At 40.8% G+C, this 20,886-nt stretch carries 10 protein-coding genes; all 10 read right to left on the bottom strand.

Annotated elements, in window-relative coordinates; genetic code table 11:
- Positions 1–26: 26 nt before the first annotated feature.
- The 10 genes from FRX45_RS13285 to FRX45_RS13240 all read right to left on the bottom strand — a co-directional run bounded on the left by FRX45_RS13285 (position 27) and on the right by FRX45_RS13240 (position 20,727).
- Complete coding sequence (locus tag FRX45_RS13285) at positions 27–1,598, bottom strand: FG-GAP repeat domain-containing protein (RefSeq protein WP_152268926.1); 1,572 nt, start codon at positions 1,596–1,598, stop codon at positions 27–29.
- A gap of 96 nt (positions 1,599–1,694) precedes the next feature.
- Complete coding sequence (locus FRX45_RS13280) at positions 1,695–3,251, bottom strand: SusD/RagB family nutrient-binding outer membrane lipoprotein (RefSeq protein ID WP_152268925.1); 1,557 nt, start codon at positions 3,249–3,251, stop codon at positions 1,695–1,697.
- 23 nt (positions 3,252–3,274) lie between these two features.
- Entirely contained in the window at positions 3,275–6,598 is a 3,324-nt protein-coding gene (locus tag FRX45_RS13275) for a SusC/RagA family TonB-linked outer membrane protein (protein ID WP_152268924.1), read from the bottom strand.
- A gap of 358 nt (positions 6,599–6,956) precedes the next feature.
- Positions 6,957–7,703, bottom strand: a complete 747-nt coding sequence (locus FRX45_RS13270; RefSeq protein ID WP_152268923.1) for a copper homeostasis protein CutC — start codon at positions 7,701–7,703, stop codon at positions 6,957–6,959.
- Positions 7,704–7,792: 89 nt separating this feature from the next.
- A complete protein-coding gene (locus FRX45_RS13265; RefSeq protein WP_152268922.1) occupies positions 7,793–8,818 on the bottom strand; it encodes a N(4)-(beta-N-acetylglucosaminyl)-L-asparaginase in 1,026 nt (341 codons plus the stop codon).
- 187 nt (positions 8,819–9,005) lie between these two features.
- Entirely contained in the window at positions 9,006–10,622 is a 1,617-nt protein-coding gene (locus FRX45_RS13260) for a SusD/RagB family nutrient-binding outer membrane lipoprotein (RefSeq protein ID WP_152268921.1), read from the bottom strand.
- A gap of 18 nt (positions 10,623–10,640) precedes the next feature.
- Positions 10,641–14,006: a SusC/RagA family TonB-linked outer membrane protein gene (locus tag FRX45_RS13255; RefSeq protein ID WP_152268920.1), complete on the bottom strand. Its 3,366-nt coding sequence runs from the start codon at positions 14,004–14,006 to the stop codon at positions 10,641–10,643.
- 332 nt (positions 14,007–14,338) lie between these two features.
- A complete protein-coding gene (locus tag FRX45_RS13250; protein ID WP_152268919.1) occupies positions 14,339–16,018 on the bottom strand; it encodes a SusD/RagB family nutrient-binding outer membrane lipoprotein in 1,680 nt (559 codons plus the stop codon).
- 39 nt (positions 16,019–16,057) lie between these two features.
- Positions 16,058–19,471, bottom strand: coding sequence for a SusC/RagA family TonB-linked outer membrane protein (locus FRX45_RS13245; RefSeq protein ID WP_152268918.1), 3,414 nt, complete (start codon positions 19,469–19,471; stop codon positions 16,058–16,060).
- 41 nt (positions 19,472–19,512) lie between these two features.
- Positions 19,513–20,727 carry an ROK family protein gene (locus FRX45_RS13240; RefSeq protein WP_152268917.1) on the bottom strand — a complete coding sequence of 405 codons (1,215 nt, stop codon included), beginning with the start codon at positions 20,725–20,727 and terminating at the stop codon, positions 19,513–19,515.
- Positions 20,728–20,886 lie beyond the last annotated feature (159 nt).

Genomic DNA, 20,886 nt, shown 5'->3' with positions numbered 1-20,886 from the left:
GAAAATATCCCCTATCATAAACAATCCTATTTGGTTTCATTTGTTAAAACGAGAAGTTGAGGAAAAACCGTTACGCCCTTGCCGATAAGCTTATTTAACTCCCCCACGGTATGAAAATAAGAGCCTAATACAATGTCCGTATCGCCATCATGATCAAAATCTGCCGCTTCCATTGTTAACCACTTTCCCGAAGCCGCTTCTATGGAAGAAGAAGGGTTAAAATTTAAATTCCCCTGGTTTGAAAAATATACAAATCCATTTTCAGGATGCTCCAGGTCGGCATAAAACGCGATGGCTGCAATATCCACATCCCCATCGTTATCGAAATCTGCCGCTACGGCTTTTGATGTTCCGTACAATGGATAAAACCACGTTTCTTTGAAATTATCTTTGCCATCATTCAGATAGATCCGGAGGCCGTGATAGTTCTTATTTACAGCCGAATAATCCCAGTTATCGCCATTGGTAAGTAAAATATCGGCGTGCCCGTCTTTATTAAAATCCGCCAGTTCAAAATAGCTTGCGCCGAATACCGGTGAAAACTGCAGAAGCTTTTTTTCTTTGAATTTACCCTTTCCCAAATTATAAAACAGGGAAATACCTTCCCATGCCTGCGACATGAGCACCATAATATCAGGTTTGCCATCTCCATTAAAATCTTTGATCTCTGCCTTCCTGGCGCCGGGAAGGTTTTTTATAATATTTTCTTTTGACACCTGGAAATCATCGTACCAGGTCAGCTTACCGGCATTGTTTCCAAAATTGCAGACCACTGCATCTTCTTTTCCATCCATATTCAGATCAGCAGAGGCAAATTGAACCGGACGGGGTAAATGATCAATGTTAATTTCCGGCAATGCTGTTGTAAAACTGGTATCGAACGACAACAGACGTCCCAACTGCTGATCTGAAGGGCTAAAGCTCCCAATCGTAAGCAATAAAGGAGCTGCTCCTTTCCTGAAACTGATATCAACGGGAGCGCTCTCCGTATTCCATGCCGATTTAAAGTTAAAGTGATTATCCAGTATATATAATTTATGCTGCCCGTCTCCTATATACATTTCATCCGATGCGCTATTAAATTTCAGCATGGTTGTTTTGGGGAGTGGCTTATCGTCAAAACTGATCTGCCGGGTTAAAAATAAAGAAAGGGTGTCCCGGATGGGATCATGCTTCTTTTGCGGCAATGGTGCTTCCGGCGCTTCCTGTTCAAAATATTTTACAATTTCGTCCCAGTCTTTTTTGGCGATTAACGGTGTGCTGGGATATACATTCAATTTGCGCATGATGGGTTGCTCCTCCGGAAGCAAATCGGCATAAGGGTCTTTGCCTGTTTCGTTTATGCCGAGCCTCAACCCCATATTGGGCAGCACATTATCTACCCAGGTTTTTTTGTCTAATAAAGATGGATTGGGGAAAAGATGGCACATCTGGCAGTATTGCAAAGCCAACCGCTTGCCGGGCAATACAGTATCTGTATTTGCAGCCCCTGTTAAGGGTTTTGAAATAATCCCGGATATGTTTTCTGTTATTCCGGTATATACAACAAACAGAGATATTAAAAGAGCAATGATCCAACCGGCTTTAATAACAGGCATGCTACAAACATTTTTAGTAGGTATACAAAAGTAAAGAGGCAGATCGTGACCTGCCTCTTTACTTATATTATTTCGATATTTTGTTTTTGCCACAAGCTATTTTACATCCCAAAATACTTTGGTTGTAACATTGTCTTTAGATGCAACAGCCTCATAGTTATCTGCATTCAATATACGTTCTGTTGAAGGGTATAACAACCTTACAGGCGGATTGGGAGATAAAGTAGAACTGGCATCAGTAGGGAAATTAAGCTCGGGATATTTTGTTCTCTTGTATTCTGCCCAGGCCTGGTTAGCCTGCATAATACCAAAATCAATCCATTTTTGGGTAGCAATTTTTTTCAGGTTTTCCTCCGCGACAGCCCCATAAGCCACCAGCGGATCACTAAGGAATGTTGTTACCTGACCCACAGTTGGAGGAGTGTCGTGCGAACCCCAGGAGTCATTCAGGGTATTAAGATAATAATAAAAATCAATAGATTGTTTTATACCTTCCTCATACGCTGCTTTGGCGTCACCTCCACCCCATCTTTCGTATGCCTCAGCTTTAATAAAACTTACTTCAGAAGCTGTAAGTATTATGCCAGGGAAGTTTCTATTCTTAATGAAAGTAACCGAATCATATCTTGAATAATAACCGGCAGTAGTTGAATCGGTTTGACGGGTAGCTGACCAGGTATTAATAACCCCGTGATATTCCCCGTTTTTATTAGCACTGAATATAACCGGCAGTCGCGGATCATGTGAAGGATTCATTAAATCCTCTACCATATATCCCGGAGCCAGGCTGTTAATTCCAAAACCACTTTCCATATCCCCTGTAACCAAGCTTCCTTCAGCAACAATCTGTATAGTCTCATCAATATTATCAACTACAGGATACTGAGTTGGATTACCAAGAATTTCCTGAACAATAGCTTTTGATCCGGATTCGTCCGAATAAGAGGTACGCATTGCCAGACGCAGGCGCAGTGAGTTGCAATACTTTCTCCATTTTAAAATGCTTCCATCGTTCACGTAGTCGCTTTTTTGCAACTGCCCCGTATAAAAGGGATCCGGGGTTGCCGTTGCCAGATAATCGGCAATCCGCTTTAAATCCTGCTGAATAAAACTATATAAATCTTTATCCGTGTCGTAGCTCGCCAATATAATATCTCCGCCGGTTGCATTCAACTGGCCTGCAGTACTAAAGGGAATATCGCCCCACATATCCACGATTTGTGCAGTTTGGTCATATACAAACAATCTTGCTATTTCCAGGAAAAGCTGGTATCCTGTTTTTTCTACGGAGCCATCTGCATAAGTGCTGTACTTTTTCTCTAATTCCCTGTACCTTGCTATTGTACCTGTATAGTAGTCGGTCCAGCGATTCTCTGTATAGTTAATTGCCTGTTCATAAATTTTAGATCCATTACCATATCCAATAGTTTGGGAATACGCCCCAAGCATAGGAATATGAAAAGTATACAGATTCCAGTACCTTGGCATTACTCTGCCATTGTCGAAAATTCCTGCAAACAAACCCTCAATATTTGAATTCACGGTTTTTTCAGGATTATTATAATTGTCATCGAAGTCTGATTTTTTACATCCCGTTATGAAGTACACCGGAATAGTAAAAATTAAAAGGATGTATATGATATGTTTTTTCATTTTCGTCTGATTGATGTTATGAATTAAAATGATATTCTAAGACTTGCACCTATTGAACGGGTTGCGGCGGTAGCACCACCGGCAAAAGCCTGGGAAAACGAGTTGGTTCCAATGCTTTCCTCCGGATCAAGATAAGGCAGAGTTTTATAGAAGTAGAAAAGGTTTCTTCCATAAATAGATATTGTTACATTCTGCATTTTAATTCTTTCCATTGCTTTTACAGGCAATGAATAGGACAATGCTAACTCGCGTAATTTTATAAAGTCATTGTCGAACACAGCGCCTTCATAGGTACTGTAGGAACCCGAACCAGGCCATGATCCCCAGCTATAAGTATTCAGGTAAAAATTAGGCGCATCAATAACTACATCATTTCCCTTTCCATCGCTTTGCTTTACACCCTTTAAAATCATACCATCATTATATACTTTTTCTCCGTTGGGACCGGATGTAACATTATCATTGACCTTTACAAATGCACCATTTACATCAACATAATAGGGTACACCGCCATGTTCTTTATCGCGTCCGGCCATAGAATTAGTATACATTCCGGCACCTGTTCCATATAATAACGCCTGGGAAATAATTTGACCGCCCCAGCGAAAATCAACCAGGAAGTTAATCGCGAAATTTTTATACGCTAATGTATTCGTTATACCTCCAAGCCCTTTTGACTGAATATTACCCATTTTTACCTGGTCGTCAAAATTGATGTCGTAATAGCCCGCATCATTAATCACATATTCACCGCTGGCATTTTGGCGTCTTTTATATCCTATTATATCTCCCGCCTGTTTACCAATTTCCGAAACAATTAATAAGGATCCGTTATCCAGGTTTGAATTGTTCAACCTTTCCAGACCCGACATCAGGGAGAGTACTTTATTACGGTTAAATGCCAAATTTACCCTTGTCTCCCATTGGAAAAATCTGTTTTTAACAGGTGATCCATAAAGGCCTAATTCAACTCCGTAGTTCCTTAAAGAACCAACATTTACCAAAATACCTGTTGATCCTGTAGTGGCGGGAACGGTAAGGCTCAGTATCTGGTCAGTGACCTTGTTATTATAATAAGACACATCAAATCCTAAACGGTTATTAAACAATTTGGTTTCCCAACCAAATTCCATCTCTGTTTTCTGCTCATTTTTTAAATTGTTATTTCCATAAGGATTACCAGGATAGAGTGTAGCAACGCCATTAATACTTCCCGCATTGTAAATGGTATTAGCTACATAAGGAGGCGCGGGATTTCCTACTATGCCCCAGGAAGCCCTTAATTTGCTATAGGAAACAAACTGCGGTAAGTTAAAAGCATTGCTCAATTCAAAAGAACCGCTCACAGCCGGATAAACAAAAGTATTGTTGCCCGGATACAATGTAGAAGTCCTTTCACGTCTTACTGTTCCTTCAAGGAATAAAAAATTATTGTATTCAACACCCAAAATTCCGAACAAGCCATCCTTTACCAAAAAACTCCTTGTTGACGAACCAGATGTTGGAGTGGTTTTAGAAGCGCTAAAGCTATACCAGTTTTCCTGTGTTAAGCCATCCCTTGTACCTGCACTGGAATTACGGTATTCTTCTTTTCTGGCCTGGTATCCTGCGGATACATTAAGCGTAAACTTGTCTGTTAACTTATTACTATAAGTAAGCAACAAATCACCGTATGTAAAATTATAGCGGTTGAAGTTTGTTCCATAATAACCACTTTCACCAAAAGCCAAAGGGTAAGCTGATTTATTTTTTGATTCCGCAAAGTATCCGGTGTAATCGGTTCCCAACCTGCCTCTGAAACGAAGATTTTTTACGATATCGTAGTTAATAGTAGCAGATGCCAGCAACCGGTTTGAAGTTTCATCAAAACTATTTTCAAGCTGGTTCCATAAAAAATCAAGGAAGTCATAACCGCGTATATTATATTTTAATGCTTCCGCAGGGTCTTTGGAAACATCATTGTAAGGAACGTATTTGTATCCTTTTGTCGTTTTATATTTATCAAAAATTACGTCCATTCTTTCTGCAGCGCTCAGGAAACCACCATAGTTATTGGTAAGCCTGTCAATCTGATACGGGCGATTGTGCACTTTTTCATTAATATAACTTAATACCAGGTCGGTACTAAACTTGGAAGTAATTTTGTAAGATGAATTAAGATTAAAGGTGTTCTTTTCCTGCTTCCCGCCAATCTGGATTCCTTTATAATCGTTACGGGTATAAGAAAGCCTGTAATTGAATTTGTCTGTGGCGTTGCTTACTGCAATATTCTGAACAGCGCTCATACCATCCCTGTAAAAGGATTTCCAGTAGTTTTTCTGAGCAACATAGGGCCGCATTTCTCCGTCCCACCAATATACATCTTCCCCAGTAAACTTAGGACCAAACTGACCGTATGCCCGGAAAATGGGGTATTTCACGGCTTGCCCATTTACAGTGGTTTGAAGCCATCCGGCATCATCGGAGCCGAAACTACCCATATTAGTGCCGCGATCGTATCCGGGTCCGTATTCATTCTGAAGATCAGGTACTATAGCAACTGTTTCGCTAATGTAGGATGAATTAAAATCCACGCCCAGCCCTTCTCTGCCTTTACCACTTTTAGTGGTGATCACGATTACACCATTTGCTGCATCCGAACCATATAATGCCGAAGCAGCAGCTCCTTTTAAAATGGTTAATGTTTCAATATTTTCCGGATTGATATCTAAAAGCCCGTTGCCGTTAATACGGGGAGAACTCCAGAAACCATCATTATTGGCTTCACCATTACGTGTTACTACTCCATCTACTACCAATAATGGCTGACGGGAAAAATTAATTGAATTCAAACCCCGTATACCTACACTAACTGCACTGGTTGCACCACCGGGGTTAGTATTAATGTTTACGCCAGGGGCTTTACCGTATAAAGCCGAAGCGAAATTGGTGGGAGAAGTTAAGAGGATGTCTTTGGAAGTAACAGTTGATACTGCATAACCCAATTTTCTTTGCTCCTTTTTGATTCCCATTGCGGTTACTACCACTTCCGTTAGAGCGTTATCAGACGCAGCCAAATCTACACTAAGGTCGGTGTTTGAACCTACGGATACTTCCTTTGTCGAAAATCCTACAGAACTGAATATGAGTACTGCATTATCAGTTACACTGATGGAAAATTTTCCAGACTCATCGGTAAAAGTACCGCCGGTTTTGCGACCCTTTTCGGTAATGGAAACACCGGGAAGTACTGTACCGGATGCATCTTTTACAACGCCGGTAACAGTTTTTTGAGTTTGCCCGAAAACAAATACACTACATGAGAAGAGCATTGCTACGAGCAAAAAACGATTAAATGATTTCTTCATCGCTGCTAGTTTTTTGGTTTATTAAAATGTCTGCTAAAGAAATTAGAAATGGTGATCTAAATAATACTTAATCCTATACAAACGTTAAATCATCATGTATAAAATGCTAAATTAATATTACTTTTCTAAAAAAAATAAGAAGATTAATCTTTTTTTATTTAAATATGCTAAGTCAGGCAAGTCCACTACAAATAAATTTATATTTCGCTAAATTAATAGAGAAGGTAAAGCAGAAAAACGCTGCTTAATACATATTAAATAATATAAGTATAACAACGTTTCTATTGATGCTGGAGATAGTCTATTCAGTATACCTCAGAGGTCGGCGATTTTTTTAAATAAACCTGAAAATAGTTATTTAACCTTTTGGATTGCTTTTCTGCTCCATAATTGCCAGGATTGTTTTCAGCTCTTCCACATCAGCCATATATACATTTCCGCTGTCGAGCACAGCAGGATTAGAGTGCAACATGGGGTTAGGTACAATTTTTCGTGCAGAAGTATGGTATTCGTAAGCGCCGCTTTCTTCTACCAGCTTTTTTATATTAGAGGAGCGCACGCCGGCGCCGGGCATAATGCTGATCCTGCCATTGGCCTGCTGTACTAATTGCCCGAGCAGCTTCCCTGCATCCGGCGCCGCACTTGCCTGCCCGGAAGTAAGCACCCGTTCACAACCGCAGGCTATAATATCTTCTAAGGCTTTAAACGGATCGGGAGTTGCATCAAAAGCGCGGTTGCAGGTAACACCCATGGGATAGGCCCATGCTACAATTTGCTTAAACCTTTCGGTATCTATATCACCCTTAATGGTTTGAACACCTACAGAAATCCCATCGCAACCCAGTTCTTTGCATATATGGATATCCTCTTTTATAATTCCAAATTCTTCATCGTCATAAAAATAATTGCCGGATCGTGGACGCAGAATGGGATACAATTGAATGGAGATCTTTTCCCTCACTTTTTTTATGGTTCCATAACTGGGATTGGTGCCCCCTTCTACGGGGTTATCACACAATTCCACTCTTACCGCCCCTGCTTTTTCTGCAATGATGCAGGATTGAATATTAAATGCACAAACTTCCAGCACAATACGCTTAGACATGACCCATTATAATTTTTCTTACTTATTTATATTTAAAGACATCTCCGCCCCCTGAAACCTGGAACCTGAAACCTCCTACCCAACACCTTCTAATAAACACTCTTTGAAGCATACACGCTCTCCTCTTTATTGCTTCTTACAGATATGGTAAACCCTTTCTGCAACGCATACGCGCCGTATTCTCCTTTCTTATTTAATGCTACAAATCCTACCTGTATCTTTTTTGATTTTTCAGGATTGCGTTTGATAATGCGCTGTACAGCTTCTTTGCATGCCGCTTCAGGCTTAAGTCCCTGCCGCATTAGCTCCACCACCAGGTGTGAGCCAACAATGCGAATGACTTCTTCACCCACTCCTGATGAAGTAGCCCCCCCAATTTCGTTGTCTACATATAATCCTGCGCCAATAATAGGCGAGTCTCCTACCCGCCCATGCATTTTAAAAGCCATACCGCTGGTGGTGCATGCTCCGCCTAAATTTCCTTTTGCATCCATCGCCAGCATGCCGATGGTATCGTGGTTATCGGGTCCGCCGGGCATGGGGTCTTTGTCTTTATCGTACAATCTGTTTTCGATATTCATTTCCGGCTCATACTTCGCTTTTTTCATCCACTCTTTCCATGCTTTTTCGCTTTCCGGCGTGAGCAGGTTTTCTTTTTTAAACCCGTTGGCCAGCGCAAACTGTAAAGCGCCGTCACCTGCCAAAACAATATGCGGCGTTTTCTCCATCACAAGCCTTGCCACAGAAATAGCATGCGTTATGTGTTGCAAGGCCATCACCGAGCCACAGTTGTAAAACTCATCCATAATACAGGCGTCAAGCGTTACATAACCATCTCTGTCCGGATAGCCGCCATAGCCGATCGTATGATTTGTGGGATCGGCTTCAGGTATTCTAACCCCGGCTTCCACAGCATCTACTGCCCGGCCCTTTTGAGCAAGTATTTCCCATGCGGCAATATTGGCTGTTTTACCAAAATCCCAGGTGGAAATAACAATAGGGGTATTAACAACAGGTTTGGGTAAGGCTATCGTATCAGCCAAAATCTGTTTACCGGTTAAAACCGCTGCTGAACTCAGCACAGATGTTTGCAAAAACTTTCTACGGGTGGACATTTTTGAACTTTTTTTGAATAATGCAGGAATCAGGTTTTACAATAAACCCAAAACGAATAGAGAATCGAAATTAAATGAACAAACAATAATTCACATGCCATTTAACAAAATTTATTGGAGTATATCCTGTATATTAAACAAAAGCAGCCGGGTGAGGCTGCTTTGTTATAAAGAAATAGAATTTAAATTAAGGCATAAACCAGGGCTTCACTTTTTCGTCGTTAGTACCGCCAGTTACGGCTTTCCAGTTATCATAGTTCGATTCTGTTTCAGAAGTCGGATATATCAACTTGTTGAAATTAAGAACCGGACTTGAAGGGGAAAGTGCTTCTGCCGGTGTTTTACCACCAGTTCTCCTTTGCAGATTCCAGGCTTCCAATGGTTGATGGAAAAAAGCGATCCAGCTCTGCTTATAGATTTGCTCTAATGCTGTTGCAGGCGTGGCACTGTATGCTACAGCAGGATTGGAGAGCATTGCAGTTAATTCCATTGTTGTTGGGGCGGCTGCAGGTTTGTTCACTGTCCATATTGCAGATCCATTTGCAAGTCCATACCAGAATTTCACAGATTCTGTGATACCTTCTTCATAATATTTTTTAGCAGCAACAGGGTCTGCACCAACTCCTCCAATGCCTCTATTGTATATTTCAGCCTTTAAGAAACTAATTTCGGCGCTGGTAATAAACAACTGAGGAAAAGTTTTATCAGCAACATAATAAAAATTCAGCGGGGAAAACTTGTAAACACCATTAACATCCCATGTTGTAAGCCTTGATTCATCGTAAGGGTCATTTACAATTCCTCCTGCATTTCCACCTGTTTCAGAAGGTGTACTTGTTCCCGGGTTCATTGGGTAGGGTACCCAATCACCATCACTGTTTGGTTCAAAGAAAATTTTAGTACGTAAATCATAGATTCCTGAACCATCTTCAGCATCTGTAGCAGACATTGCATGCCACATAGTAGATCCCATTCGAACGTAAGAGTTACCTGTATACATGCCGCGTCTGTCATAAACCGCGTTTGGTAAATTAGCAGGATAAAAACCATAATTATCACCCGCTTCCAACAATGGTTTACCTAATGCGTCCGCAATAACTGCATCTGCAGCAGTAGCATCCTTATCATGCATAACCATTGCATAGCGTAACCTTGCGGAGTTAGCAAATTTTATCCATTTCGCAATATCACCATTAAAAACTGTTTCACTTGCTCCCAATGATATTTGATCGGTACCTGCAGAAAAATTATCTATCGCCCATTTCAAATCGTCAAGTGCTGAACTGAATATAGCAGATTGTGGATCATACGCAGGTCTGAAATTGGCCGATCCAAAAAATACTTTACCTGCCTGCGAGTATGGCATATCTCCAAAAAGGGTAGTTGTTTTTAATGCCTTATAAGCCAGCATTGTTTTGAGCATTGCTTTAACATTGGTCATCCTGGCTGAATCCGGAGATGCTGCTATCAGGTCCATCACTTTATAATAGTTAGACAACGCATAATAATAACTGTCCCACGAACCACCTACCGAATTATCAAGCCTGTATCCAGACTGAGCATATTGGGCTGCCAACTGTGTAGATTGATATAAAAAGGAAGTATATATCGTTCCAAGACCACCGGCATCCTGCATAGTAGAGGCTATATAATTAAACGTGGCGGGAATACTTGCATCATATGTTTTGTTATCCCAGGCCTTATTGATGTCACCAAAATCCTTATTACAGGAATAAATACCCAGTACCATTGTGCACAAAATCACCAATGGTTTTGTTGTATTCTTAATTATTCGAAATTCCATTTCAGTAAAATTTAAAAGTTAGAATTGGGCTTTAACGCTGAAACCAAATGTTCTCATACCTGGAAAAGCTGACCATTGTAAACCCTGTCCATTTCCTACCCCGTTAATACCTTCGGGATTAAGATGATCGGGCAGGCTTGTATAGATATAAAACAGGTTTCTACCTACAACGGACAGTGATAGATTCTGAAATATTCTGGCTGTACCAAGAAGGTTTTTAGGAAGGCTGTAAGACAAAGCGACTTCTCTTAATTTAACCCAACTGTTCTCAAACACAGAAAGACTTCTCGGTCTGTTCAGATGTGTCCATCCGGTATAAGAGCCTCCATATTTATAAATTGAATTCACAACCCTGTCATTTATTTTAGCATCATCCACATTATAGCCTTCCATTATTACGCCCACATTTCCCGAAGTACCGTCAGGGAAAGTGTAAGGTAATCCACCGCCGTTTCTTTCCACCAATGTGGCCGGTGATAAACCACCGCCCATTGCAGTAGAGTGATCAAATGAATAAATATCTCCTCCTAATTTAGCGTCAACCAATGCATAAAGGCTGAAACTTTTATAGCGGATTGTATTACCAATACCACCTGTAAGCTTCGGGGTAGCATTGCCTATAGCAACCGGATCTACGGTTGACTGGTATAAAGTACCTACTACATTACCGCTGCCATCGGTTACATTTTTAAGAAGTTTATTGCCTTTATCATCTCTTAAAAAATCTGTACCATACAAAGTACCGTATTGATCGCCCGGAGATACTTTCATGAACACACCAAGGTTACCAAATACATCTCCGATTCTCAATTCTTTTACGCCTTCAGAAAGAGCAACAACTTTGTTTCTGTTTGCAGCGCCGTTTAAAGTTACATTCCAGGAAAAGTTTCTTCTATTAACAGGAGTTGCATTGATGATAAACTCAAAACCTTTATTCGTTAATTCACCAGTATTGAAGGTTATGGCAGATGCCCCTGAAGACACCGGCAATGAAGCAGTCATGATCTGTTTTGTAGAAGAGATATCATAATAAGTGATATCAAAATTCAACCTGTTTTGAAAGAAGCCTAAACTTGTTCCAATTTCATAAGATCTTGATGTCTGGAATTGCAGTTCATAAGGTGGAACGGTGGCAGGAAGTGAATTGATAGACTGTCCTCCAAAAGTACCTACATTATATTGAAAGTCTAACTGGTAAGGCGGAGCAGCATTGGCGCTTTTACCATATGCCAACCTAAGTTTACCGTAAGACAGGAAATCCTGGGTGCTGCCCATATTAAACGCTTCTGTAAAAACAAAAGCTAAACTTCCCGATGGGTAGAAATAAGAATTATTGTTTTTTGGAAGTGTGGATGTTACATCATTCCTGCCGGTAATATCCAGGAATAAATAATCTTTGTAGCTAAGATTAAGCAATCCCAAAACAGACTGCGACTTTACATCGTAGCGGGTTTCTGTTGCGCTGGTATTATCCTTGTTTACATAATTGCCGAGGGAATAAACATTCGGCACGGCAAAGGTGCTCCAGTTAGATCCCATAACGCCTGCGGAAGTGTTGGAATATGTATTGAACATACCTGAAATGCTCGCGTTAAATCCTTTTGCAAACAGGTCACTTTTATGAGCAGTCACCATTACATCCGTATTGTAAATCTTGTCTTTGCTTATCGTTTTGGAGAATGACCCACCCTGCATATGATCAACTGAAGTAGTATTGTTCTGCGTAATAAAATTGGTGCCGATGAAATCAACTGATGTCCGGACAAATGCGTTCAACCATGGAGTAATCTCTGCATTTAATTTTATAGTTGAAAGGAATTCGTCTCTGTTCAATTTGCTGTTGTTTTCATAAAACCTCCACCAAAGATTATTACCATATTCTGCATGTGGATACGATCCCGGAAAAGTATACTTTGAGCCATCAGCGTTTTTGTAATACTTCCATTCTAAAGGCTGATATTCTCTCGACATCCCATATATTGAAAACTTCGTCCATGAATTGTTGTTACCTATCTCCGGTGCATTTAGCCTGTAAGATTCGTTGTATCCCGCAGATATTTCTGCAGTTATTGCCTTAGATATTTTAAGATTTGAACCCAGCGAAAAATTCGTATTGCTGTTATTGGTGTTGGGTACCACAGCATCCGCATCTGTTCTTGAAATTGAAACTCTTACTGTACCAAAATCGCCTCCCCCGGAAAAAGATACATTGTGTGTTTTGTCTACACCTGTTTTATAATAGAACTTTCTATTATCGGGCTGAGGAGCATAGGGTCTTAATTCTCCATCCCACCAGCGAACCATTTGACCATCTAATTTCGGCCCCCAGGAAGAACTTGCGCCAAACCAACTGAAAACATCCCATGTGTTCATTCCCCCCGGAATTACTTCGTGTGATGCATTATAACCCGTTCCATTTACTGCATAAGGGTTGCCATTCCACGCGGAAGGATATAAAGTAGGTAAGTAAGGTTCTCCACTTTCTGTTTTAGGAAGCTGCGGATGAAGGGTCCATAAACCAGCGGCAAAACCTCCACCATACTCATTCTGCATATCCTGGAAACGATATACATTGGTATAGTTGTTAGTAAAGCTATAGTCAATACCTATTCCTTTCTTTGCTGTGCCTTTTTTGGTAGTGATCAATATCACACCATTGGCGCCACGTGCACCATAAAGGGCCGCAGCATTTGGGCCTTTTAATACGTTTACGCTTTCAACATTTTCCATGTTCACATAACTCATATAGTTCCCCCAATCCTGGATTCCGTCCTGTACATTAATATTTGATTGCGCCAGAGGCTTATTATCCAGGATAGCTCCATCAATAACAATGATAGGTTGATTGTTACCGGTAATACTATTATTACCCCTAATCACGATTCTGGAGGAAGCATTATTTAAACCGTTGCTGTTGGATATATTCAACCCTGCAACTTTGCCCATTAAACCCTGAGCTATATCAACAGGAGCAGCGATCGTGATGTCTTCAGCTTTTACCTGCTGCACGGCAAATCCTATAGATTTTTTGTCTCTTTTTACACCCAATGCCGTTACAACTACCTCATCCATGTCAGAGGCTGATGCTGATAGTTCAATATCCATAGCAGTGGCATCTCCGGTTTTTACCTCCTTCGAGGTAAAACCAACAGAACTGATCAGAAGAACAGCGCCTTTCCTGTCAATTGTAATTGAATAACGTCCGTTTTCATCTGTAACGGCCGTTGCGGTAGAGCCCTTTACCAATATGGTTGCGGCTGCCACCGGGTTCCCTTTGTTATCTTTTACTACGCCGTTGATGACCCGCGCTTCCTGAGCAAAAAGGAAACTACTCACCAGGAAGATCATCGAAAGCAGTAAAAGCATTTTTTTACATTTTTTCATTTGCAGTTGAGTTTAATTATGATTGATAATGATAAAAACGGTTTAGGGCAGGTTCTTTGATTGACTATTCAATGCTTCCGGGTCAAAAAACACAATACCAGCCCGAATAGCAGGAAAAACGCAGAGGAAGGATAAAGTGTGTGGTTAACTTAGGGTTCGGCTCATATATCCAATGTCGTTTAGTCGTTTAAGAATCACAGTGGAAAGAGGCTTAAGGATCAGGGTTCAATCTCACTGTGCAGCTACTTGTTTTCATATTATGCTACCCTAAACGACATTGGATGCTACAATTTGGTTTTGTACAGGGTATAGGATCAGTTAATGTCTTTTATTTATTGCCCTTCACCAAAATCCGGCGCATTTTTATCATACCAAATCCGCTGCGAACTTAATGTGGGCATATCCTGTGCATTGGGTGTAAACCCTTGTTCGGTCATCGCGGCATTCCAGTTATCTCTGTTTACTTCACCTGGGTCGGTTAACCACCAGCGCCTTGCAATGGGCTCATTAAAAACCTCCCGTGCATAATAGGCTGAAGTCTTCTTTGGATACCCTGTTCTGCGGACAAACACAAATGCTTCGTTAGGATTGCGGTAAAAGTTCAGGTACTCCTGAATGTATATACGCTCAAGATCATTTACTCCGTTGAATTTTACCAGTGGACCTTCTATGTAATCATCGATGATTGCTGTTCCATTTCCGGTAAACGCTGTAGTGGAATTAGCCGCAGTCGCAATTCTATTCATAGTACTAATAGAGGATGCGATCCCCTTTTTATACCAATCTTCCGCAGATCCTTTTGTGTCAGCACCATCACCGTAACCTTTTTGAATAAATTCTGCTACGAGCAGGCAGGATTCTGCATTTGTAACCACTGCTTCAATATAGTCGCCAACAGCATTGTTCTGCCGGGGAGAGAAAAATTTCCGGTTAATAGGCGATATCAAAAAGTATTTTGAAGAACCCGCCGCAAGGGCATTACTGATATATGCTGCTACAGTTGGATTAGTCGTCCAGTCTGCAGGAGCGCCCTGAAATTGAATTAACGGATCAGTTGGGTTAATAAAGGAAGGCAGGCTGACACCATATTTGTTTAAGGTATCTTTATATGATCCCACGAGGTCATTATCTTCAAAGTATATGCCCAATCGCGGGTCTGCTGATCCCTTCAAAAAATTAATTATTGATGTGCTGCCATACCGTATGCTTCTATAGTTTACCGCATCGCCCTGAGGCGTATAATCAGGACTTTCATACAACAACTGTGCGTCGTCATTATCAATAGGACCTGTTGCATCAGTAATAACCTCCTTGAAAATTTCTTTGGTCCTGGCCGCATCCTGGTTTTCAAGTCGCGCTGCAATTCTGAGTTTTAATGTATTGGCAAGTTTTATCCATTTGGTCCAGTCACTTTTATAAAAGATGTCAGAAGTGCTGTATGACTGTTGCTCCGGTAATGAATTATTTGACAATACCGCAATGGCATCATCTAATTGTGTAAGCCAGGTAGTAAAAAGTGTTTCCTGATTATCATATACAGGATTGTACTTGCTCTCATATCTGCCCTGAATTGCTTCTGTGTAGGGTATTGAACCATTCATATCGGTTACTTTAATACCATGGCAAACCTGCAATACGTATGTTACTGCACCCATTTTCTGGTACGCGTCTTTATCTTCCTTCAAACCAATTTGGCGTCTGATCTCAAAAAGATTGGGTAAAACCTGCTGGTAATAAGTACCATAGCGGCTGTTCACATTGCTTGTTACTTCGTATGGATCTGTTGTAACGTGTTGGGTATATCGTAACAACTGTTCCATGCTTTCCCATACCCACTCCGTTCCCTGGTAGGTAACCATGCGTTCCTCTGAGTAGGTAAACAAAAACTTAATATCCGGGGTAATAACGATACTCGGATCTGTATTTATTTCCCCGAAATTCTTTTTGCACGAAGTACCGGCCGTTATCACCAACAACCCGGCAAATGCGATATATGCTGATATTTTTGTCATGATTATACTATTGTAAGTAATTTAAAATCTTAAGCTGTTTTAAAATGCTGCCCTCAACGTAAAAATAATAGTACGTGTTTTTGGCAAAAATCCATCTTCACCAGAAAAAGCTGTGTTGTTAGAACTATTGGAAGCAGGATTAAAATTATAAGGTAAGGTCTGGTGCAGGAAGAACAGGTCACGTCCAACGGCTGATAAAGACAAAGCATTCAATTTTAATTTGGAATAAATTGTGGCAGGGAAAGCATAACTTAGTGCTACCTGCCTCAATGAAATCCAGGAATTTTCCAGTACCCAGAAATCAGATACACCTGTTGATGATGAACCATAACGATAAAAGAACTGAGGTGTATGCGTAGGTTCTACATACCCCTGATCATAAGCCTCCTGGAATGTCATGCCGCCTACATCTACCTGCGTACCATTCGCCTGGGTTATCATCTGCCCCTCTGCAAAAACGCCGTCCACAATTCTTCCATCATCATATGTTTTATTATCATAGGCACTTGTCCAGGTTATACCGCCCGATTGCGCATCCCTGCCAAATATAGAATTCTGAAAAACGCCGGTATGAGTACCATAGCGGTAGCTGGCTAAAACAAAATCTCCGCCTATCTTGGCATCAACCAGTACATTAAGGCTAAAGCTTTTGTAATTAAAAGTGTTATCCCAGCCGGCTCTGAATTTGGCATTAATGTCTCCTACATCTTTCAGCACATTACTTCTTGCAGGGAAAGCAGCTCTTGCATCTGAACGCCATGTAAGAATAGGTTTACCATTGCGTGGATCATCAATTGGCTTGCCGCTGCCATCAACAGCCTGAAACGGCGTAGAATTGATAGAACTTCTAATCGTCCCGTATGGCTTACCAACAACTGCCCATGTACTTACTTCGGCAATATTGGCGCCCAAATTATATTCATTTATACCAGGATAGAGGTCAAGAACTTTATTTTGATTTACAGCATAATTTAAAGCACTTGTCCATGAAAAATTCTTAGTTCTCACAGGAGTTGCATCAAGCGATATCTCTATACCTTTATTTTGAATATTTCCTGCGTTAATTAAAATATTTGTTACACCAGCTTCAAATGGAACGTTTACAGGTAATATCTGATTCTTTGTATTGTCCTGGTAAACACTTACGTCGAATCCTAAACGATTTTCAAGGAAACGCATTTCAAGACCAAGTTCTTTAGATATTTTACGCAGCGGTTTGATATTAGGCTGCAACACACTGCTGGAGCTATATGTTGACTGTGGAACAGTTTGATCATTGGCATTGCTGTATCCGCTGAAAGAAAATCCAGGGTTTAGCGTAAACGGATCTGTATCTCCTCCCAGGGCGGCAACACTTCCCCTTAATTTTCCATAACTGATCCATCCGGGGAGGGATTTTTTGAACGTTTCACTGAATATCCAGGATAAGCTTACGGCAGGATAAGTATAGCTGTTATTACCGGTTCCGTTCGAATAAGTCAAAGAAGATGACCAGTCCCCACGCCAGGTGGCCTGCATAAAGAGCATGTTTTTATATCCAAAGTCTGCACTTGCATACAGCGAATTAAATTGCTTATTATTTAAAATTCCGCCATTGGTCGTAAGCGGGTTCCTGGAGTTGGTAAGAAAAAAGTTACCGGGATAGGTTAATCCACCATTTGTTGAGCTTGTTTCGTAAGTAGTTTTATATGCCTGTGATTCGCCACCAACATATCCATTGAAAGTAAAGTCCGGAGTAAAATCCTTATTCAGCATCAACATCCACTTTAGCATATGGCTTTCTTTGGTTTGAAACCCAAGCGAATATGCTCCACCGGCAAAATTCAATCCCAGTCCCAATTCTTTGCTTTCACTGTTTGTATAAATATTATTGAAGTTGCCTTCCAGAACCAGTTTAGCCCAGCTTGTGAGCGTAAGGTTTACTGCTAACCGGCTTCTCAATAATTGTTCTTTTTGCAAATAATTGTTTTCAAAAAGGGAAAACCAGAACCTTGATTCAGGAACTAAATTTGTTTCATTCGGATTTGAATAATCAGGGGCACCTCCGAATTTGCTCACATAATTCTGGCGTTGCATCCAGTATTTGGTATCATAATTACGGGGCAGCATCCAGCTAAACAACTTACCAAAATTATAAGAAGCAAATGCGTCCAGGCCTCCGAGGCGTGGGGGATTTTGTCCTTCAAAATTTGTGTAGGCCACACTTGCATCAACATCAAGAAAATCAGTAAACTTATGCGTAACACGCAAGTCAAAGGCGTTCTTAGTAAATTTATTGTTGCTCACTATTCCCTCTGCCTGGTTCCTGTTGTAGGATAAACGGAAAGTTGTTTTCTCTGAACCACCATCAATAGCAACATTGGTATTGTAACCAAAGCCGTTTTGAAAGGCATCTAAAAAGTTATTGGGTTGCGGCAGATATTTGGTCATCGTTCCGTCATAATTTCTCACATCCTGACCTAACATACGGGGTCCCCAGTTTTCCAGTTCCCGGTTAATCTGCCTGTCTATGTACGGCTGACCACTTACAGGATCTGTTGGAAATACCTTGGTTGTCCATGCTTCGTCTGATTTATAATTCGGATCTCTGTTATCTGTAAAAAATCCACCTACGGTACCGCCGCCAAACTCATTCTGAAAATCCGGGCCAGCATAAGGCTGTGCGATATTCACAGATTGGTTAACACTTACGCCAATTCCTTTGCGTGCTCTCCCTTTTTTACTGGTGATCAGTATCACGCCATTGATAGCTCTTGTACCATATAAAGCTGCAGCAGCAGAACCTTTAAGTACGGATACACTTTCAAAGTCATCCATATTCAAATTCTTGAGGTCGTTGCCAAAGTCGCGGCCTGTACCACTAAAAATATCATTATCCATAATCACCCCATCAATTACAAAGATGGGCTGATTATTTCTTCCTAATGTTGAGTTACCCCTTATAACAATTTTTGAATTCGCCATTAATCCGCCGGCGCCTCCCATGTCAATTTGTACCCCTGCCACTCTGCCCTGTAATGCATTGACGGGGTTTAATTCGTTAGTTTTAGACAATTCCGATCCTTTAACATCCGTTATTGAAAATCCTAATTGTCTTTTTTGTTTTACAACTCCTAAAGCTGTAACCACTACCGCTTCATTTTCTTTAATGCTCGGTTTAAGTATTACAGATAAAGTGGTTTGTGTTCCGACTGTTACTTCCGCAGTTTCATATCCTACAGAAGAAAATACAAGCACATTTTGAGATGCGGTTAATGATACACTAAAATGCCCCCGGGCATCGGTAGCTGCAATAGCGCTTGCTCCCTTTACGGCAACTGATACACCCTGTAAAGTTGCTCCACTTTCATCGGATACGGTTCCGGAAACCGTTTTTCTCTCCTGCGCCAAAGCGGTAATACCCGTTAATACGGTAAAAAGCATTAAAAACAGGCGCATAACATTTGATTTCATCACTCTTAGTTTTAGTTGCAAATTTTGTTTAAGGGTTCTTCTCAGGCAGCTTCCTGAATTTTATTTTTACGTGTTATTCCTTTCTCATATTTCTCCATTACCAGGGCCGCGCTGCCTATGAGCTGGGCTTCATGCCCCAGGTCGGATATGATAATTTCGGTATTGGCTGCAAGCCGCGGAATACAATGTTCATTTAATGCCTGTTGAATAGGGGCCTGCAATATTTTACCCGAAGAGGATCCCCTTCCGCTTAGCACTACCAGCCCGGGATTTAACAGGTGAATTAAAATAGCAATGCCCCTGCCAATATTATAACCCGCCTCAGACAGCAGTTCAACAGCAAAACGATCTCCTTTTGCCGCAGCAGCAATAATAGCATCGCCTGCATCTTCGGGACTTGAGACTTCCAATGCTGATTTTTTTAATACCGAAGTCCTTCCGGATGCCAGTCCTTCCAGCGCTTTTTCAATTACAGCGGTTAATGCAGCTTCCGTTTCAAGGCAACCGCTTTTACCACAACTGCATAGCTTGCCATTCTGAAAAAGGGGAATATGGCTAAACTCACCCGCAAAACCGTCATCGCCCCTGAATAATGCATTGTTCAATATCATACCCAGTCCAATACCCCAACCCACATTAATTACCATTACATTCTTTTTATTACGGGCGGCTCCAAATTTTAGCTCAGCCAATGCAATAAGGCTCGAATCATTATCAATAAAAACCGGGATACCCGTTCTGTTTTCAATAAATGCTGTGATTGTACCCTGCCGGTTTCCAGGAAACGAATAGTTGATTCCTTCCTTTGCATCTATAAACCCGGGCATGCTGATGCCGATACCGGCAATTTTATTTTTTGGTGTCCCGGATTTGTCAATTACCTCGTTGATTTTGTCTGTAATGATATCCAGGGCTCCGGGATTACTGGCAAGGTTCAGTTCTATACTTTCAATTTTTCCGATATGCTGGTTTTGCATGTCCATAACCACCAGGCGGGTAACAAACTGATCCATGGCAACCGATACAGTGTACATGATATCGGGTTTAAGAGAATACATCTGCGGCCGCCTGCCCCCGCTTGAGGGAGCATGCCCGGTTTCGATCACATACCCATCTTCTACCAGCTCATTTAATATTTTTGTTGTAAGCGAAAGGCTTTTTTCAATTTTCTCACTCACTTCTGCACAGGAAAGCATTCTTGAAAAATAAAGATGATTTATTATTCTTTTCCTATATAATTGAGTCTTGCCAGCCATTTTTATTAAAATAAGGTTAACATTTCTTAAATTAAATGTTAAAGTAAACTAACTTTTTTAAAAAAAACAAAATGTCTTCATTATTTTTTTAAAATAATTGAATGATTAATTATGTTTTATCCCATTTTTTGCCGGGCGCTAAATTCAATGCCGATAATA

Origin of the sequence: Agriterribacter humi (assembly GCF_009192765.1) — a bacterium.
Lineage (GTDB): Bacteria > Bacteroidota > Bacteroidia > Chitinophagales > Chitinophagaceae > Agriterribacter > Agriterribacter humi.
This window is presented reverse-complemented; position numbering and strand designations above follow the sequence as displayed.